This window comes from Micromonospora fulviviridis, from assembly GCF_014648395.1.
Taxonomy (GTDB): domain Bacteria; phylum Actinomycetota; class Actinomycetes; order Mycobacteriales; family Micromonosporaceae; genus Micromonospora; species Micromonospora fulviviridis.
On record NZ_BMRA01000003.1, the window covers coordinates 264539 to 289765 of the forward strand.

Consider the following 25227-nt stretch of genomic DNA (forward strand, 5'->3'; position numbering starts at 1 on the left):
CCCGAGCGCCTGACGGATCGTTAGGCTGGCAATCATGGAGTCTTGGGCGGGACACGAGGTGCCACGGCTGCCGGGTGAGGGCACGCCACTGAGCTTGTACGACTCGGCGCGGCAAGGCCTCCACCAAAGTCAGCCCGACGGCGCGGCCACCATGTACGTCTGCGGCATCACCCCGTACGACGCCACCCACCTGGGGCACGCCGCCACCATGATCACCTTCGACCTGGTGCAGCGGATGTGGCGGGACGCCGGCCTGACGGTGCGGTACGTGCAGAACGTCACCGACATCGACGATCCGCTGCTGGAGCGGGCCGAGCGCGACGGCGAGGACTGGAAGGTCCTGGCCATGCGGGAGACCGCCCTGTTCCGCGAGGACATGGAGGCGCTGCGGATCATCCCGCCGGCGCACTACGTGGGCGCGGTGGAGTCGATCCCGGACATCGCCGAGAAGGTCCTCGTGCTGCTCAAGGACGGCGCGGCGTACCGGCTCGACGACGGCACCGGTGACGTCTACTTCGACGTGGCCGCCGCCCCCGCGTTCGGCTACGAGTCCAACCTGTCCCGCGAGCAGATGCTGGAGATCTTCCCGGAGCGCGGTGGCGACCCGGGCCGGGCCGGCAAGCGGGACCCGCTCGACCCGCTGCTGTGGCGCGGCGCCCGCGAGGGCGAGCCGTCCTGGCCGGGTGGCGAGCTGGGCGCCGGCCGTCCCGGCTGGCACATCGAGTGTGCGGTCATCGCGCTGAACCTGCTCGGCGACCGGATCGCCGTCCAGGGCGGCGGCAACGACCTGCTCTTCCCGCACCACGAGTGCTCGGCGGCGCACGCCGAGCGGCTGACCGGCCAGGCCCCGTTCGCCGACCACTACGTGCACGCCGGCATGATCGGCCTGGACGGCGAGAAGATGTCGAAGTCCAAGGGCAACCTGGTCTTCGTCTCCCGGCTGCGGGCCGACCAGGTCGACCCGATGGCGGTCCGGCTGGCCCTGCTCAGCGGGCACTACCGCAGCGACCGCTCGTGGACCGACGAGCTGCTCGTCGCGGCGCAGGAGCGGCTGGCCCGCTGGCGCCGGGCCGCCGCCGCGCCGGCCGGCCCGTCCGGCGCGGAGCTTCTGGCCGGGGTACGCGCCCGCCTCGCCGACGACCTCGACACCCCCGGCGCCCTGGCCGTGGCCGACGCCTGGGCCGACCAGGCCCTCGCTGGTGTGGCCGACGACGCCGAGGCTCCGAAGCTGTTCGCCGACACGGTCGACGCCCTCCTCGGCATCCGCCTCTGACTCACGCTCTCCACGCCGTCCCGCGCCCGGTCCTCGGACGGTAGCGACGCGGGCCGGGGCACCGCCGATCGGGCGCGGGGCACCACCGGTCGGGCCGGGGCACCGCCGGCCCGACCGGGAAAGCGTCGACCCGGCCGGAGGCGCGATGCCCCCGTCGGCCCGCCTCGCCGGTCGTGGGGGGAGCGGACTGCGCGGGGTCAGCCCAGGACGAGGCCCGGATCGGGGTCGGGCTCGGCCGTCGGGGCGGGGATTCGGTACTCCTCCGTGAGGGTGGTCATCGGGCCGGGCCAGGTGGCGTGGGCGACCTCGATGGGCTTGCGCTGGGCGTCGTAGGCGACGTGCAGCAGGTGCAGCACCGGGGTGTCCGGCCGGATCTGGAGGATCTCGGCCTCCTCCCGGCTGGGCTGGCGGGCGCTGATCGTGTCGGTCGCGGTGGCGTACCGGCGGCCGGTGGCCTCCTCGGCCTCCTGGTAGAGCGGGCGGCCGAACGCCTCGGCCCGTTCGAGCGAGGTGCCGGCGGTGTCGGCGGGCAGGAACCAGGAGGCGCCCACCTCGACGGGTGAGTCGTCGGTGCGGACGAGGTGCCGCCGGCAGAGCAGTTCGGTGCCGTCGGCCACGCCGAACGCGTCGGCCACCTCGGGTGGGGCGGGGGCGCGGCCCACCGAAACGAGCTGCTGCCGGTACCGGGCGGCCAGGTCGGTGTGGTAGCCGCGGAAGCCGCCGTACCGGCCCCGGGAGAGCCGGTTGAGCCGGCGCCGGGTGCCCCGGACGTACGTACCGGAGCCGGGTTTGGTGATGAGGATGCCCTCGACCCGCAACTGGTCGACGGCGCGTTGCACGGTCTGCTTGGCCACGCCGAACATCTCGGCGATGGCCGGGATGGACGGCAGCCGCTCGCCCGGCCCCCAGTCGCCGCGGCGCACCTGGGCCTTGAGCTGCGCGGCGATCTGCCGGTGCGGGAACTCCGCCGCGCCGGGATTGATCTGCATGCCCGCCTCCTCATGACAGCTAGGTTCCTAGGATGCCGTGGAGGGAGTGACCTCGCCACCCCGGACACGAAGAAACCGGGCCCTCGGCAGGACCCGGCCTTCGTGGGAGAGGTGTTACCAGGAGCCGGCGGTGGGGCCGGCGGAGCCGCCCCGGCGGCGCAGGTACTTCTCGAACTCCTGGGCGATCTCGTCACCGGTCAGCGGGGTGATGCCGGCGTCGCCGACCCGCTCCTCCAGCTCGCGGACGTACTCGCCCAGCTCGGCGTCCTGCTCGGCGGCGCTGCGCACCCGCTGCTCCCACTCGGCGGCCTCCTCGGCCAGGTCGGCCATCGGCACCGGCAGGTCGAGCACCTCCTCGACCCGGTGCAGGAGGGCCAGGGTCGCCTTGGGGCAGGGCGGGTTGTTGGCGTAGTGCGGCACGTGCACCCAGAACGACACGGCGTCCACCTCGGCCCGGGTGCAGGCGTCGTGCAGCACCCCGACGATGCCGGTCGGCCCGTCGTAGCGGGTGGGGGTGAGCTGGTAGCGCTTGGCGGCGTCGGCGTCCGAGGCGCTGCCGCTGATCGGCAGGGGCCGGGTGTACGGCACGTCGGCCAGCAGCGCGCCGAGCAGCACCACCCGCTCGACCTCCAGGCTGTGGCAGATCTCCAGCACCTGCTCGCAGAAGGTGCGCCAGCGCATGCTGGGCTCGATGCCGCGGATCAGCACCACGTCCCGCTCGGTGCCCTCCGGGCTGGCCACCATGAAGCGGGTGGTCGGCCACTCGACCCGGCGGGTCTCCCCGTCGGCCATCGTGATGGTCGGCCGGCTCACCTGGAAGTCGTAGAAGTCCTCCGGGTCCAGCTCGGTCACCTGCCGGGCCTGCCAGACCTGCTCCAGGTGTTCCACGGCCGCGGTGGACGCGTCCGCGGCGTCGTTCCACCCCTCGAAGGCCGCGATGGCGACCGGGGACCGCAGCACCGGCAGTCCGTCGAACTCGGTCACGCCGTCACCCCACCCTGCTCGTCGGGAGCGGCGCCCGGGCGTCGCCCGGCCGTTCGCCCGCCTACGACTTTTCCGGCTCGGCGCGTCTGACGCCGCGCCGCGACCTGGAACCGTCGCACGGTCGCGTCGCTGATGTCCTTCACGTCCGTCAGCCTACGTGCCGCCGCGGGACGCGGCCCGTCGGCCGCGCCGGTCGGCCGGCCCGACCACTCGGGCGAACCGGATGAAACGTACGCGGTGATCCCGCTGACAGTATGTGGGAAGCCCAGGTTGCGGTGACCCGTCGAGGCCGCGCCGCACTAACCTGGCCGTGTGCGGACTTCGTTGCTCGATGTGCTGGCGGACCGGATCCTCATCGCCGACGGGGCGATGGGGACGATGCTGCAGGCGGCCGACCTGACCCTGGACGACTTCGACGGCCTTGAGGGCTGCAACGAGATCCTCAACGTCACCCGGCCGGACGTGGTCCGGAGCGTGCACGAGGCCTACCTGGCCGCCGGGGCGGACTGCGTGGAGACCAACACCTTCGGCGCCAACCTGCCCAACCTCGCCGAGTACGGCATCGCGGAGCGGATCCGCGAGCTGTCCGAGGCCGGGGCGCGGCTCGCCCGGGAGGCCGCCGACGCGTACGCGACGCCGGAGCAGCCGCGGTTCGTGCTCGGCTCGATGGGCCCCGGCACCAAGCTGCCCACCCTCGGCCACGCGGCCTACGCCACCCTGCGGGACGCGTACCAGGAGAACGCCGCCGGCCTGATCGCCGGCGGGGCGGACGCGCTGATCATCGAGACCTGCCAGGACCTGCTCCAGGTCAAGGCCGCGGTGGTCGGGTCGAAGCGGGCCCGGGCCGAGCTGGGGCGGGACGTCCCGATCATCTGCCAGGTGGCCGTGGAGACCACCGGCACCATGCTGCTGGGCAGCGAGATCGGCGCGGCGCTGACCGCCATCGAGCCGCTGGGCGTCGACCTGATCGGGCTCAACTGCTCGACCGGCCCGGCGGAGATGGGCGAGCACCTGCGCTACCTGTCCCAGCACGCGCGCATCCCCGTCTCGGTGATGCCGAACGCCGGCCTGCCCGTGCTGACCGCCGACGGGGCGTACTTCCCGCTGAGCCCGGTGGAGCTGGCCGACGCCCTGGAGCAGTTCGTCACCGACTACGGCGTCGGCCTCGTCGGCGGCTGCTGCGGCACCACCCCGGAGCACATCCGGGTGCTGGTCGAGCGGCTGCGCGGGCGGCGGCCGGAGGCCCGGGAGCCGCGCCCCGAGGCGGGCGTCGCCTCGATCTACCACCACGTGCCGTTCGCCCAGGACGCCAGCATCCTGATGGTGGGGGAGCGGACCAACGCCAACGGCTCCAAGGCGTTCCGTGAGGCCATGCTCGCCGCCGACTGGCAGGCCTGTGTGGAGATCGCCCGCAGCCAGGCCCGGGACGGCTCCCACCTGCTGGACCTCTGCGTCGACTACGTCGGCCGGGACGGCACGCAGGACATGCGGGAGCTGGCCGGCCGGTTCGCCACCGCCTCCACCCTGCCGATCATGCTGGACTCCACCGAGCCGGCGGTGGTCGAGGCGGGGCTGGAGATGCTCGGCGGCCGCTGCGTGGTCAACTCGGTGAACTTCGAGGACGGCGACGGCCCGGAGTCCCGCTACGCCCGGGTCATGCCGGTGGTCCGGGAGCACGGCGCCGCTGTGGTGGCGCTGCTCATCGACGAGGAGGGCCAGGCCCGCACCCGGGACTGGAAGGTACGCGTCGCGTGCCGGCTGATCGACGACCTGACCGGCCGGTGGGGGCTGCGCCGGGCGGACATCCTCATCGACGCGCTGACCTTCCCGATCGCCACCGGCCAGGAGGAGACCCGCCGCGACGGCATCGAGACGATCGAGGCGATCCGGGAGATCTCCGCCCGCTACCCGGGAGTCAACTTCACCCTCGGCATCTCGAACGTCTCCTTCGGCCTGAACCCGGCGGCCCGGCAGGTGCTCAACTCGGTGTTCCTGCACGAGTGCGCGCAGGCCGGCCTCACCTCGGCGATCGTGCACGCCAGCAAGATCCTGCCGATGTCGAAGATCCCCGACGAGCAGCGGGAGATCGCGCTCGACCTGGTCTACGACCGGCGGCGCGAGGGGTACGACCCGGTGCAGCGGTTCATCGAGGTCTTCGAGGGGGTCGACGCCGCTTCGGCGCGGGCCACCCGGGCCGAGGAACTGGCGGCGCTGCCACTGGACGAGCGGCTCAAGCGGCGGATCATCGACGGCGAGCGCAACGGCCTGGAGGCCGACCTGGACACCGCGATGGCGCAGGGGCGCACGCCGCTGTCCATCATCAACGACCTGCTGCTGGACGGCATGAAGGTGGTCGGTGAGCTGTTCGGCTCCGGCCAGATGCAGCTGCCGTTCGTGCTCCAGTCCGCCGAGGTGATGAAGACCGCGGTGGCCTACCTGGAGCCGCACATGGAGAAGACCGACGACGACGGCAAGGGGCGGATCGTCCTCGCCACCGTCAAGGGCGACGTGCACGACATCGGCAAGAACCTGGTGGACATCATCCTGTCCAACAACGGCTACGACGTCGTGAACATCGGCATCAAGCAGCCGATCAACGCGATCCTCGACGCCGCGGAGGAGCACCGGGCCGACGCGATCGGCATGTCCGGCCTGCTGGTCAAGAGCACGGTCATCATGAAGGAGAACCTGGCCGAGATGGCCTCGCGCGGGGTGGCCGAGCGTTGGCCGGTGCTGCTCGGCGGCGCGGCCCTCACCCGGGCCTACGTGGAGGACGACCTGCGTTCGGTGTTCCCCGGGCAGGTGCACTACGCCCGAGACGCGTTCGAGGGACTGTCCCTCATGGACCGGGTGATGGCCGCGAAGCGGGGCGGCGCGCCGGTGGTCGACCCGGAACGGGAGGCCGCCCTGGCGGCCCGCCGGGAGCGGCGCGAGCGGCAGCGGGCCCTGGTCCGCGAGGCGCTGCCGGAGCTGGACGACTCCTCGGTCCGCTCCGACGTGGCCGTCGACGTGGAGGTGCCCACCCCGCCGTTCTTCGGCACCCGGGTGGTCAAGGGCGTGCCGCTGGCCGACTACGCGGCGCTGCTCGACGAGCGGGCCACCTTCCTGGGCCAGTGGGGGCTGCGCGGCGCCCGGGGAGGCAAGGGCCCGTCGTACGAGGAGCTGGTGGAGACCGAGGGCCGGCCGCGGCTGCGCTACTGGCTGGACCGGCTCATCGCCGACCAGGTCCTCGAGGCGGCCGTGGTGTACGGCTACTTCCCGGCCTACTCCGAGGGCAACGACCTGGTGGTGCTGGACGAGAACGGGCACTCCGAGCGGGCCCGGTTCTCGTTCCCGCGGCAGCGGCAGGAGCGCCGGCTCTGCCTGGCCGATTTCTTCCGGCCCAGGGGCGAGCAGCTGGACGTGGTGGCGTTGCAGCTGGTCACCGTCGGGCAGCCGATCAGCGAGTACACGGCGAAGATGTTCGCCGGCAACGAGTACCGCGACTACCTGGAGGTGCACGGCCTGTCGGTGCAGCTCACCGAGGCGCTGGCCGAGTACTGGCACCGGCGGATCCGCGCCGAGCTGGTCCTGCCGGGTGGACGTACGGTCGCCGACGAGGACCCGGCCGACCTGGCCGGCCTGCTGCGCACCGACTACCGGGGCTGCCGGTACGCGTTCGGCTACCCGGCCTGCCCGGACCTGGAGGACCGGGCGAAGATCGTGGAGCTGCTCGGCGCCGAGCGCATCAACGTCCAGCTCTCCGAGGAGTTCCAGCTCGTCCCCGAGCAGGCCACCGACGCGATCGTCGTCCACCACCCCGAGGCCAACTACTTCAACGCCAAGTGACGCCGTCACGCTGCCTGAGCTGCGCAAACACGTTCCAGGAAACTACCTGGGCCGTCGCCAGGTCGTCAGAGGCGTCCAAGCTGTAGCCGAAGGCCGCGTCGATCGCCCGGCGGGTGCGGTCCTCGCTGTTCGGCAGCAGGTGCGTGTGGACCCGCAAGGTGAATCCGGGTTCGGCGTGGCCGAGGTACAGGGACAAGGGCTTGATGCTCTCGCCTGCGTCGAGCAGCACCGAGGCGTATGTGTGGCGCAGGACGTGCATTCCGTTCTGCCGCCTGTCTTCGATGCCGGCCGTCCGGATGGCCGGCTTCCAGACGTTGGCGTTGAACGACGGCCGGCTGATCGGGTCGCCCTGGGCGTTGGTGAGGAAGACGGGCACCGTCCGGGGCTGGCCGTTCACACCGCGTTGCTACCTGGCCGGATGTCGCGGCGGACTCGACAGTCCGTCAGCATGCGTGGCGCCAAGCACGGCTAGAGCCGGTTGACGGCGAGACGCACCCCGAGCCCGACGAACACGACGCCGGTCGCCCGCTCGAACCACAGCTTGACGCGCGGCCGCATCAACACCGTCCGCATCCGGTCCACGAGCAGGACCAGCACCCCACACCACAGGACGCCTTCGACCAGGTGGACGCCTACCAGGGCGACCGAGGCTGGCAGCGGCGCATAGCCGGGCGGGATGAACTGCGGCAGTAGCGACAGGTACACGATGCCGACCTTTGGGTTGAGCAGGTTCGTCAGGACGCCCTGGCGGAACGCTCCCCCGACGGTGACCCGCAGCTGCTCGGCCGGATCGAGCGTGGCAATGGCTGCGCGGCTGCGCAGCGCCTGGATACCAAGCCATAGCAGGTAAGCGGCACCGGCGTAGCGCACCGCATCGTACGCGAGTTGGGAGGCGGCGAGCAGGGCGGTGAGCCCGACCGCGCTCGCGATGCCCCAGACGAGGCAGCCGAACGAGATGCCGGCGTTGGCGGCGAACGCTACCCGCCGGCCAGAGACGGCCGCAGTACGAACCATGAGGAGCGTGTCGACGCCCGGAGTGACGGTGAGGACGGCCGCGACGGCGGCGAACGCGAGTAGGGAGGCAAGCACGGAACCCCATCCAACCATGCCCCTGTTACGCCTCGGGTCACGCCCTCGGAGCCACGCAACCCCGTCCGCCCCGCGTTCACACCGAGTAGTCAACAAGCCAGGGCATCGCGTCACGCATCATGTGAAGCCAACCTGTCCCGGATCAAAAGGAGTACGACAAGCGGCTGCCGGCGATGTCCGGTCTCGGGACCTGCGTGACACTCCGCCCCAGTCTTGAACGCAGGGGGGAACTCCGGGATGCAGCGGGCGCGTTTGCCGGCAGCATCAGGTCAATCGGACGCAGCGCTCGGGGAAGCCTGCCGCTGCACGAAGAGGTCCGCCTCCAGCAGCCGGCCCGAGAGCGTGCCCGCCTCGTAGATTTCATCGGCAGTCATTCGTGGCACGATCGCGTGCGCTTCGTGGATGCCGTCGCCGCTGCCGACATTCAGCATGGCCAGGTACCACCGAAGTGCCTGCACAAGGTCGACCGGACCGCCGAATCCGTCGCGGTACCAGCAGGCCGCTGCGAACATGCTGCCCTTGTCACCGGCCTCAGCGCCGTGCACGTACCACCGCAGCGCCTCCTCGTCGACGTCACGTTCGCTGAGCCGGTCACCCAGCCGTGGGTACGCCTCAGTGACTCCGGCCTCAGCCGCCTGGCGCAGCCAGTGCACCGCCTCGTCAGACCCACCAGCCAGCACACCGAGGTTGAACGCGGCAAGCGCGTCCCCTGCCTCGGCGGCGGCCCGGTAGAGAGCGGTCGCCCGAAGGTCGTCCTTTGTCGTGCCGATCCCATGCTGGACCAGGTAACCGAGCGTGCGCTGGGCGATCGGGTCCCCGTCGTCCGCCGAGACGGCCAGCAGCTTCACACCTCCGGCCGGATCTCCAAGATGGAAGGCGCGGATCACGCCGAGCATCGTGCGCGCCCGACGGTCCACCGAGGCCGGCATGCGGAGCTTCGGCGCGAGCAGAATCAGTTCCCGCTTCGCCATCTCGATGCCCGCCTTGGCAGCCTCCAGGTACCAGGACGCGGCCTCCGGCAGGTGTACGCGAAGAGGGTGCCCAGATCGTGCAGCGCCTGCGCCTCCCCGGCCGCGGCAGCCATTCTCCAGTGCCGCTCCGCCTCGTTCTGATCAACCGGCACACCCTGACCGGTGCCGTACATCAGACCGACCATCCGGCGACCGGGCACGCTGCCCAGCTCGGCCGAACGCTGATACCACCGCAACGCCGCCGCCTGGTCCTGCACGACACCCCGGCCGGTGGCGTACAGGACCCCGAGGTTGTGAGCCGCCTCGGCATTGCCCAACTCAGCCGCACGCTCGTACAACCCGCGGGCCCTCACCGGATCTGCCGGCTCGCCGTGACCGCTGCTGGCCAGCTGGCCCAGCAGCAGCAGCGCCCGGTCATCCGGCCCGGCCAGCTCCAACTGCTCACGGGCCTCCTCGAAGGCCTGGCGCTGCGCAGCGAGCACCCCACGGTCGTACGCCTGCAGTGTCACGCGGAGCAGTGTAGAGAGGCCGCCGACCAGCCATCGACGCAGTGCTTGTGTCCATCTCCAGCCGGACGTGTCACCCACGTCCCGAGACTGATCTGTCACGCGGGTCCTGAGACCCGGCAACCGGCTGCCGGCGTGTCGAGTCCCACCTGATGCTTGACGAATCCGTCCCAGGTGTTGCTTGACGGTTGGTCTAGAGATAAGTGCGGAGATCGTATCGCCGTCCTGGTTACGGGGTCCTGGCGTGGTGGTGAACCGGCCCTCGGTGTGGCCTGACCGATGATTCTTGCGCGCCGTGCTGGTCTGTACGCCGAGTACCAACTCACGGGAGGCTGACACCATGCGAAAACTGACCTTCGGCATGAACCTGAGCCTGGACGGCTACATCGCCGCGCCCGGCGGCGACCTCGGCTGGGGTGTGCCGAGCGACGAGCTGTTCCAGTGGTGGTCCGACCGGGTGGGGGCGACAGGCACGGCGCTGTACGGGCGCAAACTGTGGGAGACGATGAGCTCCCACTGGCCGACCGCCGACCAGCAGCCGGGTGCCACACCGGCGGAGATCGAGTTCGCCCGCCGCTGGCGGGACATGCCGAAGGTGGTGTTCTCCTCGACGACCAGCACGGTCGACTGGAACACCCGCCTGGTCACCGGCGACGCGGTCACCGAGATCACCCGGCTCAAGGCCGAGGACGGCGGCCCCATGGATATCGGCGGCGCCACACTCGCCGCAGTGGCCATGCGGGACGGGCTGATCGACGAGTACGCGATCGTCACCCATCCGGTCCTGGTGGGTGGCGGCACGCCGTTCTTTGCGGCCCTGGACAACTGGGTGAACCTGACCCTGGTGGAGACCCGGACGTTCCCTCACGGCGTGGTCCTGACCAGGTACGAGACCAGGCGCTGAGTACCCCAGCCTCGGATCGGCCCGGGCTTCGGGCCGCCCAAGGATCTCGTGGCGCTGTGTTTCGAGGCGATCGTGATACCCGTCCCGGATCACAGACCGTGTATGGCGCAGGACACGCCTTGCCGTGCGCTGACAGATCGAGTGTCGGGCTTCAGTTGATGCGTTACGGATCGATGTCACATGATCCGTAACATTGCCGGCCAGACGATCTTGAGGGAGAGCGTGGGACTTGGCCACATGAGCAAAAGCGGACGGATACGCTAATACCGACCCAAGATCGGCAGGAGCGGGCGGGCCGGTGACGACGAGTGGCACAAGCGGGCTGCTTCGCAAGCTCGAGAACGTCGCGCGAGCGTCGTTGCTGGAGCTGTTCTTCGATGTCGTGTTCGTCTTCGCGCTCCGTGCGCTCGCCCAGCAGCTGCTCGACAACCTGACCTGGTCCGGCGCGTTCCAGACCCTGGTGCTGCTGCTGGCCCTCGGAGAGGTGTGGTCCCTCACCGCGCGGGTGACCGGAGAGTTGAACCCGCGGCGGCCGCCGGTCCAAGTGCTGGTCCTCGCGACCATGGTGGGTGCCCTGGTGCTCTCCGCGGCGGTCCCCGAAGCGTTCGGCAAGACCGGCCTGATCTTCGCGGTCACCTACCTTGTCATCCAGGTCGGCCGCAGTCTGTTCCTCGTGGTCCTGTTGCGGGGCTATGAGCTGCAACATGTTGCGGGACGGGGTGCGATCTGGCACGCCGCCACCGGGGTGCTCTGGCTGGCCGGGGCGTTCGCCTCGGGCACGGTCCGTACGGCGTGGTGGACCCTCGCGGTTGCCCTCAGCTACGGCGCACGATGGCTCAACTTCCGCCTGCCAGGAATCAGGCGCCTGGCCGGTGCGCAGCTGCCGCCCGGCAGCGAGTACCTGGCCGACCGCAACCGGGCACTGTTCATCATCGCCCTCGGCGAAGTCGTCCTGGCCATCGGATCGACCCTCACCAGTCGCGGCTTTGCCACCGACCAGACCGTGGCGTTCATAGTGACATTCGGCATCACGGCGTTGATCTGGCGGATCTACCTTTTCCGCGCCGGAGAAGACACCGGGCCGGCCATCCAGGCCTCCGCCAACCCCGACCGGCTCAGCACCCTGGTGTCCTACACCCACCTGGTCATGATCGCCGGCCTCGTCGTCACCTCGGTCAGCGCCCAACTGGTCATCGACGACCCGGCAGGTCATGCACGCGCGACCGTGACCGCCACCATCGTCGGCGGTACCGGGCTGTTCCTCGCCGGTCGGACCCTCCTGCGGTACCTGGTTTACAGCCGCCTCTACGAAAGCTTCTTCATCGGGCTGGTCGTGCTCGCCTGCCTCGTGCCGCCGATGCTGCTCCTGCCACCGCTCGTCAACGCTCTCGCTGTCGGCATAGTCCTCACCGGCATCGTCGTCGCCGACAACATTCGGGTACGACGGCACCCCTCACCGATATCCCCACCAGGTCCCCACCGCCCCAGCGACACGTGACAGGACCCGCCAGCGCCACTCGTTCCGTCAACGTCACGGTGGGCGGGAGTGTCGCGCATCATGTGGAACCAATCTGTAACTCATCAAGCGGAGTACGACACGCTGACAGATCGAGGGCTGTGAGAACTTTCTGTACGAAATCAAGGCGGCCGCTTCGCAGGCCGCTCGCGCCGCCGAACCTGGGCCGGGCCGATGGCCCGCCGCCGCGCCTCTGGCCTTCGGCCGCCGGCGCGCCGGTGATAGCCCGCCGGCGCCGCGACATACGAAGAAGCCCCGGGCCGCCACGATAACGGTTCCGGGGCTTCGGTTCGGTTGACACACGGGCAGTGCCTCCGGCGGGGCGCTCGGGCGCTCTGGGATGGCTCGGAGGCATACCGAGAGCGTGATCACCGGAAATAGGAACGAGCGCTACGCCGTATCCGATGGCTCGTCCCGCACGAACGCATACGGTAGCCATTCGCGTGCCTGCTGCCGGAAGATAACGAAACGCTGGTGTTGGCTGAGCCGAGCGTGGAGCGCGGTCGGCTCAACACCTGCTTCGAGCAGCAGCAGGGTCGTTAGGATCCATCGGAGCGAATTCAGCAACGCCGTTTCTTCCCGCCATCGATCTTCCCAATCCGTGTTCCGGTACGACGGGAGTTGATGGGCCACCCCGTCTCGAGCCTGTCGTATCCGCTCCTTCCAGTCTGCTTGCTCCCAGTCGTTCAGGCCTGGCATCGCTGCGCCAGCCAGTTCTAGGAGCGCGCCGAGCCGCTCGGTGTACGACACGTCTCGGATGTGCGTCAGATGGCTACTCACGCGACGCCTCAGCTCGTCATTGCTGCCAGCCGCGCTGGCCGCAGCCTCGCGTACGGCTCTCGCTTCGGCCTTCGTAAACGCCGCCGTCTTCTCTGCCTTGTCGAGGCGGCGGTGTAGACCTTCGGCCGCAGAGGCAAGTTCGAATAGCTCGCTCTCTAGCACGTGCTGTTCCGCGCCGACTACACCCGCAACGATGGCGGGTATCGGTCGAAGGTCGTCGTAGCGGTTGGTCCATGTGGCCAGGGCCTTCAAGCCCATGTGTTGCCGGGTCAACAGAATACGGCTTGGTACTTGGACTTGACCCGCGGCAGCGGAGTCGATTCGCGGATCGATGACCGTCAGCCAGCTTTGGGATACTGAGTCGAGGACTCTGAGCTGAGTGGGCCGGCAGTCAGCTTGGATGGCTAGCGTGAGTAGTTCTTTGATGGCGGCGACCGCCCACCAGACATCACGTAGCACGACATTCGGCAAGCCAACTAGGCGCAACTCTGCGATGTGCTGAAGGCTGCCACCTCGAAGGCCGAGCCGCGGCCTGCCCACCTCCGCCACGAGTTCAAGCCAGCAACCCAGCGCGGGCAGCTCGACCCGTAGTGGTTCTGAGCGTTCCCAGACGATCTCTTTCCTGTCCTCAGTGTCGGTGGCGCTAAGGCCTGGCAACTCTGCCCAGTCGTCGAGGTAACGAAGGCGGAAGCGAGCGGAGGAAAATCGGGTGTCGGCGGAGGTGTGGCCTCCAATCAGGCAGTACCCACCGGTCAAGCGTTGCCCCTCGAACGTGTAGCCGACGGTGTAGCAGTCCAGTAGGGAGACGGCCTGGGACAGCCCTCGTGCTTCTCCATGAATGGTCAGTGCCTCGTGATCCGGCCCAACAGGGCGGGGGATCCAGGCATTGGGTTGTGTAGTGTCGTGCTGCCACATTGGCAGGACCGCCTCGGTCAAGGCCAAGGTGGGCGCCGGCCCTGAAAGACTCAACCGACCCAACACCCGGTTGTCTGGCTGGGATGGCAGCCAGAAGGTGCCGTCAAACTCCATCGGCTAACTCCGTCGATTCGCGAGCGTCCCGGACTACCCGTCGTACTTCCCCTTGGGCGGCATGGTCGACCAGCTCGGCGACCTGCGTGTCCGGGCGTAGGCCGAGGCCGTGGAAGCGCGCAGGGCGTGGCCACTTTGGCAACGCCCTGCGTCAGCGGATGCATGGGGGGAGGCTACAGGCCTCCGAGTTATGACCCGATGAGGCCGGCGAGGAAAATCAGGAACAGGATCCGGCCGAAGGGCTGACTCCTGATGAAGCGTGAGCCGCAAGATCATGCCGTCCACAGGCCGTCTGAGGCGAACCAACGCCGACCAACGATGACGATCGACAGCAGAGCCGGGTGCAGGTCAGGGGACGCTGGGTCCGGTTGAAGGGGATACGTCTACGCCCTTCCACATTGCAACGCCAAGTGATCGCCGCAGGAGGGCGTCACGATCGGGGTGGCGGTCGGCGGGGGCCGCGATAGGGCAGGGTGGCGCTGTAGACCATGTTGGTGGTGGTGCTGCCGAACGCGGCGAGGTCGTTGACGACCTGTTCGAGGTGCGCCATCGACGTCGCGGCCACCTTCAGCACGTAACAGTCGTCTCCTGTGGTGCGCAGGCACTCCAGGATCTCCGACCGTCGCTCCAGCAGCTTGTGCAGCGGCTCGTGCCGGCTGCCCGGATACTTCAGCCGGACCACCGCGAGCACGGCGAAGCCCGCCTTGGGCAGGTCGACCTCGGCGCGGTAGCCGGTGATCACGCCGGTCGCCTCCAGCCGTCTCACCCGTTCGGTGGTGGCCGACGCGCTCAGCTTGACCCGGCGGCTGAGCTCGGTGATGGGCATGCGGCCGTCGCCCTGCAGCTCGGTCAGGATGGACCAGTCGACAGCATCAAGATCCTCGGCCATCCGGCCAATCTACCGGCGGATTCATGGCGGAGACCAGCAAAGGCCGGGAACATGATGTTCACAGCCCGGACCCGCCGTGACTAGCGTAGGAGCCGTGCAAATTGGCGTGAACGTACCGAACTTCGGCCCGGGCACCGACCCCGATGTGCTGCGACAGTGGGCGCAGACGGTCGAGGGCCTCGGCTTCGACCTGCTGATGGTCTCCGATCACATCGCGGTGACGCCGGACGTGGCCGAGCAGTATCCGGCGCCGTTCTACGAGCCGTTCACCACGCTGTCCTGGCTGGCCGGGGTGACCAGCCGGGTCCGGCTGGGCACCACGGTGCTCATCGTCCCGTACCGGCACCCGCTGCTCACCGCCCGGATGGCGGCGAACCTCAACCGGCTCAGCGGCGGCCGGCTCGTCCTCGGTGTCGGCGTCGGCTGGGCCCGGCAGGAGTTCGAGGCGCTCGGCGTGCCGTTCCGGCGGCGCGGCGCGCTGACCGACGAGTACCTGCACGCCATGCGCGACGCCTGGCGGAACACCGACGACTACGACACGGCGGCGATCCCGGTGTGGGTCGGCGGCAACAGCGACGCCGGCATCCGTCGCGCGGTGCTGCTCGGTGACGCCTGGCACCCGCTGCGGGTCACGCCCGGATGGCTGGCGGACGCGGCCGGGCGGCTGAAGGCCACCGCCGATGAGCTGGGCCGTCCGGTGCCCGCGTTGATGCCGCGTATCGCGCTCCGGGAGACCCGGGAGGCGGTCACCGGCCCGGACCGGCTCGCCGGTGTCGGCACCATCGACCAGATCATCGCCGACATCGACCAGTTCCGTCTGCTCGGCGCGCAGACGGTGGTGCTGGACCCGTTCAACGGCGACCTGACCGAGATCCGTCAGCCCGAACGCGCCTGGCGGACCCTTGCGGCCGTGGCCGCGTACCACAGATCCCAGGAGGACCGATGACCCCCGACGACGAGACGTTTCTCCGCCGTGCCGTGGAACTCGCCAGCAGGGCCGGGGCGTCCGGTGAACGGCCGTTCGGCTCGTTGCTGGTCGCGGCGGACGGCACCGTCCTGATCGAGGACCACAACACCGTGGTTTCGGACTCGGACATCACCGCCCACCCGGAACTGAAGCTGGCCCGCTGGGCCGCTCGGGAGCTCGCCCCCGACATGGCGGCGGCCACCACGATGTTCACCAGTTGCCAGCCCTGCCCGATGTGCGCGACCGCGATCGCCCGCTCCGGCCTCGGCCGGGTGGTGTACGCCCTGTCCGCGGAACAGTTCGAGGAGGTCAAGCCGGCCACCCCGCCGCTGCCTCCGGTGCGCTACGAGGGGCCGGCGCTGTTCGACGAGGCGCGCCGGCCCATCGACGACTATTACTAGACGTCTCGCCGCCACCGTGGAGAGTTGCCCCGCACGTCAACTCTCCACGGACCACAGGCGTCAGTAGGCGTAGGTGACGGAGATGGTGGCGGCGGGGCAGTTGTTGGCCCAGCTGGTCAGGGCGCTCTTCTCCGCGCTGTCCACGGTGAGCCGCCACCGGACCTTCACGGCGACCCACTCGCCGATGTAGCGGCACCGGGCGGAGGCGTACGACGGCATCCAGGTGGCCGGGTCCTGGTCGCCCTTGGCCTGGTTGACGTTGTCGGTGACGGCAGCCAGCGCGCGGGAGTCGCCCAGGTCGTTGGCGTACGCCTGGCGGCGGCTGGTGGTCCAGCTGCGGGCGCCGGAGTCCCAGGCCTCGGCGAGCGGGACCATGTGGTCGATGTCGAGGTCGCCGGTGAGCGTCCAGTAGGCGTTGTCGTAGTAGGAGTACCAGCGGCCGCCGGAGAGGGTGCAGGTGCCACTGATCGTGGGCTTGGTGGTGGCCTCGGCGTAGAGGACCTCGTTGCGGGTGTTGCAGCCGTCGCCGTCGGCGTCGATCCAGTGTGGGAAGAGGTCGCGGCTGTAGCCGGTGCGGACCTCGGTGGCCACGGGGAGGCCGGCGACGGCGGTGGTCAGGGAGGCCGAGTAGCCGGCGGCCCAGGCGGGCTGGGTGAGGCCGAGGGTGGCGGCCAGGATCGCGGCGAGGCTGATGGCCGTGGCGCGCAGCGTGCGGGTCATGGGACTCCATCCGGATGGGATTGGCAAGTGCTGGCACCCATATAGACAGAGATGGAAGTAGCGGTCTAGATCAAGTTTTGTGAACAGTGGATGACCACGAACGGGACGGACGCCGCGACGGGTGCGGAACCGGGCGGAGACGGCGGCGGCTCAGGTGTGTGCCGGCGGGGCGGGGGTAGACGCCGGGGGCAGCGGCGCGGCGAGACGGGAGGTCCCAGTGCAGTCGTACCCCGCGGTCGAGGACCACGGCCTGATCGGCGACCTCCAGACGGCGGCGCTGATCACCAAGGACGGCACGCTGGACTGGTTCTGCGCACCCCGGTTCGATTCGCCGAGCATCTTCGGTGGGCTGCTCGACCGGCGCCGCGGTGGCCACTTCCAGCTCTCACCGGACGGTGTCGACTACACCAGCAAGCAGCTCTACCTGCCGGGGACCCCGATCCTCATCACCCGCTTCCTGAGCGCAGACGGGGTGGGCGAGCTGGTGGACTTCATGCCGGTCGCGGGCGACCGGGTCACCGACCACCACCGCCTGGTCCGGATGGTGCGGATGGTCCGCGGCAGCATGCGGTTCCGGTTGGAGTGCCGCCCGCGGTTCAACTACGGGCGGGACCGGCACGAGCTGGAGGTGCACCCGTCCGGCACGGTCTTCCGCAGTGGCGGGCTCTCCCTCACCGTGAGTCCCATCCGGTACGACGAACGCCTCTCCGACGAGCACGAGCGCGAGCGTACCGAGGAGGGTCTCCACCTGGTCGCCACCCTGCACGAGGGCGAGGCCGGCGGCGTGGTCCTGGAGACGGGTGCCCCGGGACCACCGCGTTCCTACCCGCCCGAGGAGGCGCGCGAGTTGCTCGAACAGACGCGCGACTTCTGGCGGGGCTGGATCGGCCGGTCCTGCTACAAGGGGCGGTGGCGGGAGATGGTCGAGCGGTCGGCCATGACGCTCAAACTCATGACGTACGCGCCGACCGGCGCCCTGATCGCCGCCCCCACCGCCGGGCTGCCCGAACAGGTGGGCGGCGAACGCAACTGGGACTACCGCTACACCTGGATCCGGGACGCGTCCTTCTCGGTGCACGCCCTGCTCAGCCTGGGCTTCACCGACGAGGCATGGCAGTACCAGCACTGGGTCGACGACCGGATCCGGGACGCCGAGGCCGGGGGACTGCCGTTGCAGATCATGTACCGCGTCGACGGCTCGCCGGACCTGACCGAGGAGGTGCTCGACCACTTCGAGGGCTACCGCGGGTCCACGCCGGTCCGGATCGGCAACGGCGCGGCGAACCAGCTGCAACTCGACATCTACGGCGAGATGCTCAACTCCCTGCACCTGGCCAACGAGCACGGCCTGAAGGGCTCGCACGAGGGCTGGCGGGGCCTCGTCCGGATGATGGACTGGCTCTGCGCGCACTGGGACCAGCCCGAGGACGGGATCTGGGAGACGCGGGCCGGTCGGTACGACTTCACCTACGGGCGACTGATGTCGTGGGTGGCCCTGGACCGGGCCGTCCGGCTGGCCCACTGGCACGGGCGCCCCGCCGACGTCCTGCGGTGGACCGAGACGCGGAACCGGATCTACGAGCAGATCATGGCGCGCGGCTACCACTCCGGACGGCGGGCCTTCGTCCAGCACTACGCCACGGACGTGCTCGACGCGTCCCTGCTCGCCATGCCCTCACTCGGCCTCGTGGCGCCCACCGATCCGATGTGGCAGTCGACGCTGCGGGCCATCGACGGCGAGCTGGTCTCCGACAGCCTCGTCTACCGCTACGACCCCGCGGCCACGTCGGACGGCCTCGCCGGCAGGGAGAGCACCTTCACCATGTGCACCTTCTGGTACGTCGAGGCGCTGGCAGCATCGGGACGGCTCGACGACGCACAGCTGACCTTCGAGAAGATGCTCACCTACAGCAGTCAGCTGGGCCTCTACTCGGAGGAGATCACCCCGACCGGGGAGCAGGCCGGCAATTTCCCGCAGGCGTTCAGCCACCTCTCCCTGATCAGCACCGCGGCGAACCTGGACCGGCTCCTCGACGCCCGCGGCTGACCGCCGGGCGGGAGAAACCCGCTGTGCCGCCCGGTCCGGCCCGCTACGGTGACCGGGGTACGGGTTACCGGCCCGGCCCGGGCGGGTAAACGCCCCCGACCAGCAGCGCGGGCCCCGGCCCGCCGTCCACGGCGGCGCCGCCCGGGAGATGCGGCTGTGACGTCCAAGGACGAGCATGGGGGTACGACGAGAGGGGCGGAGATGACCGACGACATCGCTTCGAAGGTTCCGCCGGACCCGGCCCCCGTGCTGAGCGCGCCGGCCGGTCCACCGCCTGTCGGGCCGCCGAGCAGCTTGGACCTGTGGGCCCGGGCGCAGACGCTGCACCGCTGCTTCGGCGACGACGACGGCGAACCGCACATCATGCGCGGCCTGGACTGAGGCCGCTCCACATGGCAGGCGCCCCGCGAGGGCGCCCGAACACGCGTGCGCTCAACCTGCGGTGGGCGGGCCCAGCCGGGCGGCCCGGCCGTGCAGGTAACGCTGCTGGGTGAGGTTCATCGACCGGTGGGCCGCCGCCAGGTACGCCTCGCGCGCCGCGTCCGGCTCCCCGGCCAGCTCCAGCAGGTGCGCCCGGGCCGCGTACCGGCGGTGGTCCTCGGCGACCCGGCGGTCGGCCGCCAGCGCGTCGAGCAGCGCCAGGCCGGCTCGCGGCCCGCGCGCCATGGCCACCGCCACGGCGTGGTTGAGCCGGACCACCGGGTTGTCGTGCAGGGCCAGCAGCATCTCGTAGAGGGCGATGATCTGCGGCCAGTCCGTCGACGCGACGCCGGGCGCCTCGTCGTGCAGCGCCGCGATCGCCGCCTGGAGCTGGTACGGCCCGACCGCGCCGCGGGGCAGCGCCGCGCCGACCAGCGTCGTGCCCTCGGCGATCTGGTCGGCCCGCCAGCGCCGCCGGTCCTGCTCAGCCATCGGCACCAGCGTCCCGTCCGGACCGGTCCGCGCCGGGGTGCGCGCGTCGGTGAGCAGCATCAGCGCCAGCAGCCCGATCACCTCCGCGTCGTCGGTGAGCCGGTGCAGCAACCGGGCCAGCCGGATCGCCTCGGCGCACAGGTCGGGCCGGTGCAGCCGCTCCCCGGCGGTGCTCGCGTACCCCTCGTTGAAAATCAGGTAGAGCACGTGCAGCACGGCGTCGAGCCGGGCGGCCCGCTCCGGGCCGGCCGGCGGGGCGAACGGCAGGCCGCTGTCCCGGATGCGCTGCTTGGCCCGGGTGATCCGCCGGGTCATGGTGGCCTCCGGCACCAGGAACGCCCGGGCCACCTCGGCGGTGCTCAACCCGCCGACCGCCCGCAGCGTCAGCGCGATCTGCCCGGCCGGCGGCAGCGACGGGTGGCAGCAGAGGAACAGCAGGACGAGGCTGTCGTCGGCGTCGTCGGGCACGCTGTCCGCGGGAGGCGCCAACCACCGGTCCGCCGGCGTCTCCCGGGCCACCCCGCCCTCCCGGCGACGGCGGGCCTGCTCGGCACGGAGCAGGTCGGTCAGCCGGCGGGACGCCACGGTTATCAGCCACGCCCTCGGATCGTCCGGGAGCCCATCGTCGGGCCAGCGGGTGGCGGCGGCGAGCAGCGCCTCCTGGGTGGCGTCCTCGGCGGTGTCGAAGTGCCCGTACCGGCGGACGAGCGCGCCGAGGACCTGCGGCGCCAGGGCGCGCAGCAGGTCCTCGACGCGCTCGGCGGGCACCGGGTCAGCCCTGGAGTTCCTCGACGCCGTCCACGATCGGCCGCAGGTCGACGTACTCGCCCTCGGCGTCCGGGTTGACGAACCGGGCGGCGATCTCGGTCGCGCGGTCGAAGCTGGCGCACTCGACCAGCGTGTAGCCGGCCAGCACCTCCTGCGTCTCGGCGTACGGGCCGTCGGTGACCACGGGCGCGCCGCCGCGCAGCCGGACCCGGCGGGCGTGCACCGGCGCGGACAGCCCCTGCGCGTCGACGAGCTCCCCGGTCTCGGCCAGGTCCTTGTGGATCGCCTCCATGTGGGCGTGCATGGCGGCGAGCTGCTCCGGGCTCATCGGCGGCTGGTCGCCGGGCCGCCCGGCCATCGCGTCGTAGTCCCGCTGGCTGCCGTAGAGCATGATCAGGTACTTCACGGTCTCTCCTCTCGGCCGGCGCCCCGCGGCGCCGCTCACCCGGGACGTCGGAGCCGAGGAGCCGCCCCGGACACAGCCTAGGAGCGGATCAGCGGATCCGGGCGGAGGCGAGCAGCGCCGCGGTGGGCAGCGCCAGGCTCCCGTCGGCGTCCCGGTAGGGGGCGGCGAGCCGGTCGTACTCCCGGCGGATGCGCTCGCGCCCGGCCACCGGCTGCCGTTCCAGCATCAGGCCGATGGCGCTGATGCCGGCCGCCGGGCCGGCCCACCAGTCCTCCGGATCGGTGCGGTGCGCCCAGGTCAGGGTCACGCACCGGACGTCGGCCAGCCCGGCGGTGGCCAGCAGCCCGGCGAGGCCCGCCTCGGTGCGCGGGAAGTCCCGCTCGGGCGCGAGCCGGGGCAGGTCGGGCGGTGCCGCCACGCCGGCGGCGGCGACGGCCTCAGCCCAGAGCCGTTCCAGGGGCGGATGCGGGGACGGCCATACGGTCACCGCGATCCGGCCGCCGGGGCGGACCACCCGGCGCAGCTCGGCCAGGCCGGCGGCCGGGTCGCCGACGTGGTTGAGCACGAAGTTCGCCACCGCCGCATCGAAGTCGCCGGGCGGAAACGGCAGGCGCGGCAGCACCGCCGGGTGGACCTCCGCGCCGGGCGCGGCCCGCCGGGCGGCGTCGAGCATGCTCGGCTCGGCGTCGACCGCCACCACCTCGGCGCCGCGGGCCAGGGCCGCCGCCGCGACGGTGCCGGGCCCGGTGCCCACGTCGATCACCCGCCGTCCGGCCCGCACCGCCGCCGCGTCCAGCAGCGCCTCCGCCGGGTACGCGCAGAGCCGGCCGAAGCTGCGCGCGTACGCCTCGGCCCGGCCCGCCCACCGGCACCGTTCATGCGCGTCGAAGTCCGTGTCGATCACCGCCGCAGCGTAGCCGCGACCCGGGGGTGCGCGAGGGTCCTACGGTCATGGCCATGACGACGGTGCTGGTGACACTGGCGGTGGTGGCCGTGGTGGTGGCCGCGGTGGTGGGCTACGTCTCCTGGCGGGACCGGCGGCGGCGTGCCACCGAGGAGGATTCGGCCGCGGTCCGGGCGGCCCGGGAGGAGCAGCACCGGCGGGCGGCCGAGCGGGCGCACGCGCAGCACGACGGCTGGAACAACGGCGGGCACGGCTTCACCGGGTGAAGGCCGTCCGGCGCGGTCAGCGCACCCCGGCCCCGCCGGCGGCCAGCGCGTTGCGCCAGGACCGGGTGTTGAAGGCCGCGGCGCCGTTGAAGAGCTGGTCGAGGAAGCCCGGCCCGTCGCCGGTCGGCGGTGTCCGGTGGGCGCAGAAGTCGACGAACCCGTGCTTCTGCTCCGGGCTGGGGTCCGGCGAGACGGCGGCATCCCGCCCCACCAGCGCGTACCGCCGCCCGCCGACGGTCAGCAGCAGCGTGCCGAGGCGGGTCAACCGGCCGGCGACCTCACCGGCCGGGACGGCGAACACCTCCGCGCCGGACCGGTCGCAGGCCCGCAGCCACCCCTGGTCGAGGGTCATGAGCACCGGCACGCAGCGACTTCCGTTTTAGATGCTCCGTCGCCAGTAGACGATGCTGGCGTGGGCCACGTGGTGAGTCACGCGGGGCACTGTACCCAGGGCCCGCCAGGGTTGGCCGGCGGCGGCTACCCTGCCGGCGTGAACCGCAGACCGCTGCTCGTGACCGTCGTCGCCGTGGTCGGCGTCGCCCTGCTCGCCGCCTGCGGCGGGGTGTTCTGGCTGGTGCGGGCCGACGAAGGGCAGGAGCGGGACTGCGCGGGGCGGGTCGCCGCCGAGGAGGCGAAGATCCGCACCGACCGGAGCTGGACCGCGCAGGACGTGCCGGGCATCGGGGAGTACGCCGAGATCCACTGGCAGGTCGACTTCCCGAGCTTCGCCTGCTCCCGCGCGCCGGGGCCGACCGACAGCACGTACCAGGGGATCGTGCGGCTGGCCCCGGCCGACGCCCGCGCCCTGACCGTCGGCTACCCGTGGGCGCCGGTCGCCGGCGGGGCCGTGGAGGTCTGGCCGGGCCTGAGCGCGTACGTGCCGCCGGAGGTGCGCTGGCGACGCAGCCCGGCGTACGACGCGGGTGCCCGGGCCACCGTCCAGTTCGACCCCGACCGGGCGCTGCTGCTGTTCACCGCCGCCGACTGATGAACGAAGGCCCGCGCGGGCCCGTGCTCCCCGGTGGGCATCAACGGCGCGCGGTCGGGGTACTTGCGCTGACACTGCGACTCAGCCGGGAGGCAACGGTGGGGGAGAAGGCGGGACGTCGGCGACCGGGACCACTGGCCGGGCTGCTGGTGGCCGTGGTGGTGGCGGCCGGCTGCATGGGCGGCGGGCTGGACCAGGGCGAGCCTGAGCAGCCCGGCCCGCGGCAGAGCGGCCAGCCGGCGTCACCGGGAGCGGACTCGACCCGCGCGGACGGCACCACCAGCGTGGCCGAGTTCAAGCAGGACTTCTCCGACGCCGTGGGCATCGCCGAGCGCTACTGGACGGAGCGGTTCCGGGACTCCGGCAAGCAGTTCCAGCCGATCCGGCGGGTGGTGCCGTACACCAGGTCCGGCGAGGTCTCCTGCGGCGGCGAGGGGCTGCCCCGCAACAACGCGGTCTACTGTTCGGCGGGCGACTTCATCGCCTACGACGTGAACTGGTCGGTGGGGGCGTTCCGGCAGGTCGGCGACGCCTTCCTGTTCTACCTGCTCGGCCACGAGTATGCCCACGGCGTCCAGGTCCGCCTCGGCATCCGCTACAACTTCACCATCCAGCAGGAGTTGCAGGCGGACTGCATGGCCGGGGCGTACATCGGCGACAACGTGCGCTCGGGGACGCTGACCCTGGCCGAGGGCGATCTGGACGAGTTCCGGGAAGGGCTGCTGGCGGTCGGCGACGACCCGGACCAGCCCTGGTTCGCCGAGGGCTCGCACGGCACCGCCGAGCAGCGCACCGACTCGTTCTTCCGCGGCTACGAGAACTCCCTGGACGCCTGCGGCCTCGGCTGATGCCGCAGGTCACCCTTACCGGGGACGGTGGCCGCCCGGCGCGGTCCGGCTGAGAGGATCGGCGGGTACCCGCACCCGAGGAGGCCCCCGCTGAGCAGCAGACACCCCGCCGCCGTGCTCTTCGACATGGACGGCACCCTGGTCGACAGCGAGAAGCTCTGGGACGTCGCGTTGCAGGAACTCGCGGCGGTCTACGGCGGCACCCTCTCCGAGGACGCCCGCAGGGCGATCATCGGCACCAGCATGGCCGTCTCGATGCGGATCGTGCACGACGACCTGGGCCAGCCGGAGCGGGACCCGCAGGCCAGCGCCGACTGGATCAACGCCCGGATCCTGGAGCTGTTTCGCGACGGGCTGCGCTGGCGGCCCGGGGCGCTGGCCCTGCTGCGCGCGGTCCGCGCCGCCGGCATCCCCACCGCCCTGGTCACCTCCAGCACCCGGCCGCTGGTCGAGGTCGCCCTCGACACCCTGAGCCGGGACAGCTTCGACGCGGTGGTCTGCGGCGACGAGGTGGACGCGGCCAAGCCGCACCCGGAGCCGTACCTGACCGCGGCGCGGCTGCTCGGCGTGCCGATCGAGCGGTGCGTGGCGATCGAGGACTCGCCGACCGGGGTGGCCAGCGCCCTCGCGGCCGGGGCCGCCGTGCTGGCCGTCCCGGCCGAGGTGCCGCTGCCGCCGACGGACGGCGTACACCAGCTGGAGAGCCTGACCGCGGCGGACCTGGAACTGCTCGCGGCCCTGCTCGGCGAACGCCCCGCCTGACGCCGGTCAGCGGGCCTCGCCGAACACCGCCACGGCGATCTGGTAGCTGTCGAAGGCGCGCGCGGCGCCGGCGTAGGCGGCCAGGTGGATGAACAGCTCGACGATCTCCTCGCGGCTCACCCCGGAGTGCAGCGCGATCCGCAGCTGTCCGCGCAGCGGCTCGTGGGTGCCCAGCGTCGCGGCGATCGCCACCGACACCAGGCAGCGGGAGCGCAGGTCCAGGCCCTCGCGGGGCCACGCGTCACCGAAGGTGTGCAGGGTGGCCAGGCGCCGGAAGTCCGCGCCGACGGCGGGCTCGCCGGGACCGAGCGGCAGGGTGAGCGGCTGACCGAGCAGCCGCTCGGCGTTCTCCAGCGCCCGCGCGTAGGCGTCCTCCGGCACCACCCTCACCCCCGTGGTCCGAGCCTGCCAGAGAGCGGGGAGGATCGGCGGCGAAAGCGGCCCCTGCCACCTTCCGGTGGCAGGGGCCGTCGTGCGTGC

General features: G+C 71.3%; 26 protein-coding genes. 12 read left to right on the top strand and 14 right to left on the bottom strand.

Translation table 11 applies throughout. The features are described from left to right. The first annotated feature begins 34 nt into the window (after positions 1-34). On the top strand, positions 35-1273 hold the full coding sequence (gene mshC / locus IEY96_RS09765; protein WP_189194484.1) for a cysteine--1-D-myo-inosityl 2-amino-2-deoxy-alpha-D-glucopyranoside ligase: 1239 nt from the start codon (positions 35-37) through the stop codon (positions 1271-1273). Positions 1274-1470: 197 nt separating this feature from the next. Here the strand turns inward: mshC and IEY96_RS09770 are convergent, their stop codons facing one another. Together IEY96_RS09770 and IEY96_RS09775 are read right to left on the bottom strand one after the other, a co-directional pair. Beyond that, entirely contained in the window at positions 1471-2262 is a 792-nt protein-coding gene (locus IEY96_RS09770; protein ID WP_189194485.1) for a GntR family transcriptional regulator, read from the bottom strand. A 114-nt stretch (positions 2263-2376) separates the two neighbouring features. Then, positions 2377-3246: a PAC2 family protein gene (locus IEY96_RS09775; RefSeq protein ID WP_030504102.1), complete on the bottom strand. Its 870-nt coding sequence runs from the start codon at positions 3244-3246 to the stop codon at positions 2377-2379. Positions 3247-3558: 312 nt separating this feature from the next. Here IEY96_RS09775 and metH point away from each other — a divergent pair, with 312 nt between their 5' ends. Next, the gene (gene metH, locus IEY96_RS09780) at positions 3559-7074 is read left to right on the top strand and encodes a methionine synthase (RefSeq protein ID WP_189194486.1); all 3516 of its coding nucleotides are present in this window, start codon (positions 3559-3561) and stop codon (positions 7072-7074) included. Here metH and IEY96_RS09785 read toward each other — a convergent pair. The 4 genes from IEY96_RS09785 to IEY96_RS09800 form a co-directional block, all read right to left on the bottom strand. After that, positions 7061-7471, bottom strand: coding sequence for a tyrosine-type recombinase/integrase (locus tag IEY96_RS09785; protein WP_189194487.1), 411 nt, complete (start codon positions 7469-7471; stop codon positions 7061-7063). The two genes, metH and IEY96_RS09785, sit on opposite strands and share 14 nt — an antisense overlap. Before the next feature lie 71 nt (positions 7472-7542). After that, the gene (locus IEY96_RS09790) at positions 7543-8163 is read right to left on the bottom strand and encodes a LysE family translocator (RefSeq protein WP_189194488.1); all 621 of its coding nucleotides are present in this window, start codon (positions 8161-8163) and stop codon (positions 7543-7545) included. Positions 8164-8432: 269 nt separating this feature from the next. Further along, positions 8433-9134: a tetratricopeptide repeat protein gene (locus IEY96_RS09795; protein WP_189194489.1), complete on the bottom strand. Its 702-nt coding sequence runs from the start codon at positions 9132-9134 to the stop codon at positions 8433-8435. Then, a complete protein-coding gene (locus IEY96_RS09800) occupies positions 9116-9643 on the bottom strand; it encodes a tetratricopeptide repeat protein (RefSeq protein ID WP_189194490.1) in 528 nt (175 codons plus the stop codon). Before IEY96_RS09800 ends, IEY96_RS09795 begins: the two co-directional genes overlap by 19 nt. A 337-nt stretch (positions 9644-9980) precedes the next feature. Between IEY96_RS09800 and IEY96_RS09805 the strand changes: the two genes are divergently transcribed. Together IEY96_RS09805 and IEY96_RS09810 are read left to right on the top strand one after the other, a co-directional pair. Next, on the top strand, positions 9981-10544 hold the full coding sequence (locus IEY96_RS09805; RefSeq protein WP_189194491.1) for a dihydrofolate reductase family protein: 564 nt from the start codon (positions 9981-9983) through the stop codon (positions 10542-10544). A gap of 298 nt (positions 10545-10842) precedes the next feature. Then, a complete protein-coding gene (locus IEY96_RS09810; RefSeq protein ID WP_189194492.1) occupies positions 10843-12042 on the top strand; it encodes a low temperature requirement protein A in 1200 nt (399 codons plus the stop codon). 408 nt (positions 12043-12450) lie between these two features. Here IEY96_RS09810 and IEY96_RS09815 read toward each other — a convergent pair whose 3' ends face one another. Then, a complete protein-coding gene (locus IEY96_RS09815; protein ID WP_189194493.1) occupies positions 12451-13869 on the bottom strand; it encodes an ApeA N-terminal domain 1-containing protein in 1419 nt (472 codons plus the stop codon). 430 nt (positions 13870-14299) lie between these two features. Further along, a complete protein-coding gene (locus tag IEY96_RS09820) occupies positions 14300-14758 on the bottom strand; it encodes an Lrp/AsnC family transcriptional regulator (RefSeq protein WP_189194494.1) in 459 nt (152 codons plus the stop codon). A 94-nt stretch (positions 14759-14852) separates the two neighbouring features. Here IEY96_RS09820 and IEY96_RS09825 point away from each other — a divergent pair, with 94 nt between their 5' ends. Together IEY96_RS09825 and IEY96_RS09830 are read left to right on the top strand one after the other, a co-directional pair. Continuing rightward, the gene (locus IEY96_RS09825) at positions 14853-15704 is read left to right on the top strand and encodes an LLM class flavin-dependent oxidoreductase (protein WP_189194495.1); all 852 of its coding nucleotides are present in this window, start codon (positions 14853-14855) and stop codon (positions 15702-15704) included. Beyond that, a complete protein-coding gene (locus IEY96_RS09830; protein WP_189194496.1) occupies positions 15701-16126 on the top strand; it encodes a nucleoside deaminase in 426 nt (141 codons plus the stop codon). The genes IEY96_RS09825 and IEY96_RS09830 overlap by 4 nt, the downstream gene beginning before the upstream one ends. Before the next feature lie 60 nt (positions 16127-16186). Here IEY96_RS09830 and IEY96_RS09835 read toward each other — a convergent pair whose 3' ends face one another. Further along, entirely contained in the window at positions 16187-16846 is a 660-nt protein-coding gene (locus IEY96_RS09835) for an HNH endonuclease family protein (protein WP_189194497.1), read from the bottom strand. Positions 16847-17063: 217 nt separating this feature from the next. Here IEY96_RS09835 and IEY96_RS09840 point away from each other — a divergent pair, with 217 nt between their 5' ends. After that, positions 17064-18893: a glycoside hydrolase family 15 protein gene (locus IEY96_RS09840; protein WP_189194498.1), complete on the top strand. Its 1830-nt coding sequence runs from the start codon at positions 17064-17066 to the stop codon at positions 18891-18893. A 201-nt stretch (positions 18894-19094) separates the two neighbouring features. Then, positions 19095-19274, top strand: a complete 180-nt coding sequence (locus IEY96_RS09845) for a hypothetical protein (protein ID WP_091308832.1) — start codon at positions 19095-19097, stop codon at positions 19272-19274. A gap of 51 nt (positions 19275-19325) precedes the next feature. On the opposite strand, the gene IEY96_RS09850 is transcribed toward IEY96_RS09845, so the two are convergent. The 3 genes from IEY96_RS09850 to IEY96_RS09860 form a co-directional block, all read right to left on the bottom strand. Next, the gene (locus tag IEY96_RS09850) at positions 19326-20573 is read right to left on the bottom strand and encodes an RNA polymerase sigma factor (protein WP_189194499.1); all 1248 of its coding nucleotides are present in this window, start codon (positions 20571-20573) and stop codon (positions 19326-19328) included. Positions 20574-20577: 4 nt separating this feature from the next. Continuing rightward, positions 20578-20979: a YciI family protein gene (locus IEY96_RS09855; RefSeq protein WP_189194500.1), complete on the bottom strand. Its 402-nt coding sequence runs from the start codon at positions 20977-20979 to the stop codon at positions 20578-20580. Positions 20980-21067: 88 nt separating this feature from the next. Continuing rightward, complete coding sequence (locus tag IEY96_RS09860; RefSeq protein ID WP_189194501.1) at positions 21068-21883, bottom strand: class I SAM-dependent methyltransferase; 816 nt, start codon at positions 21881-21883, stop codon at positions 21068-21070. A 53-nt stretch (positions 21884-21936) separates the two neighbouring features. On the opposite strand from IEY96_RS09860, the gene IEY96_RS09865 reads away from it, so the two are divergent. Further along, the gene (locus IEY96_RS09865; protein WP_189194502.1) at positions 21937-22149 is read left to right on the top strand and encodes a hypothetical protein; all 213 of its coding nucleotides are present in this window, start codon (positions 21937-21939) and stop codon (positions 22147-22149) included. A gap of 16 nt (positions 22150-22165) precedes the next feature. Here the strand turns inward: IEY96_RS09865 and IEY96_RS09870 are convergent, their stop codons facing one another. After that, positions 22166-22513 carry a hypothetical protein gene (locus tag IEY96_RS09870; RefSeq protein ID WP_189194503.1) on the bottom strand — a complete coding sequence of 116 codons (348 nt, stop codon included), beginning with the start codon at positions 22511-22513 and terminating at the stop codon, positions 22166-22168. 126 nt (positions 22514-22639) lie between these two features. Here IEY96_RS09870 and IEY96_RS09875 point away from each other — a divergent pair, with 126 nt between their 5' ends. The 3 genes from IEY96_RS09875 to IEY96_RS09885 all read left to right on the top strand — a co-directional run bounded on the left by IEY96_RS09875 (position 22640) and on the right by IEY96_RS09885 (position 24747). Beyond that, complete coding sequence (locus tag IEY96_RS09875; RefSeq protein WP_189194504.1) at positions 22640-23137, top strand: hypothetical protein; 498 nt, start codon at positions 22640-22642, stop codon at positions 23135-23137. Positions 23138-23235: 98 nt separating this feature from the next. Further along, on the top strand, positions 23236-23985 hold the full coding sequence (locus IEY96_RS09880; protein ID WP_189194505.1) for a neutral zinc metallopeptidase: 750 nt from the start codon (positions 23236-23238) through the stop codon (positions 23983-23985). A 114-nt stretch (positions 23986-24099) separates the two neighbouring features. Further along, positions 24100-24747 (top strand): HAD family hydrolase, encoded by a 648-nt coding sequence (locus IEY96_RS09885; RefSeq protein WP_189194506.1) that lies wholly within the window; start codon positions 24100-24102, stop codon positions 24745-24747. 6 nt (positions 24748-24753) lie between these two features. Here the strand turns inward: IEY96_RS09885 and IEY96_RS09890 are convergent, their stop codons facing one another. Further along, positions 24754-25128, bottom strand: coding sequence for a carboxymuconolactone decarboxylase family protein (locus IEY96_RS09890; protein ID WP_229791491.1), 375 nt, complete (start codon positions 25126-25128; stop codon positions 24754-24756). Positions 25129-25227 lie beyond the last annotated feature (99 nt).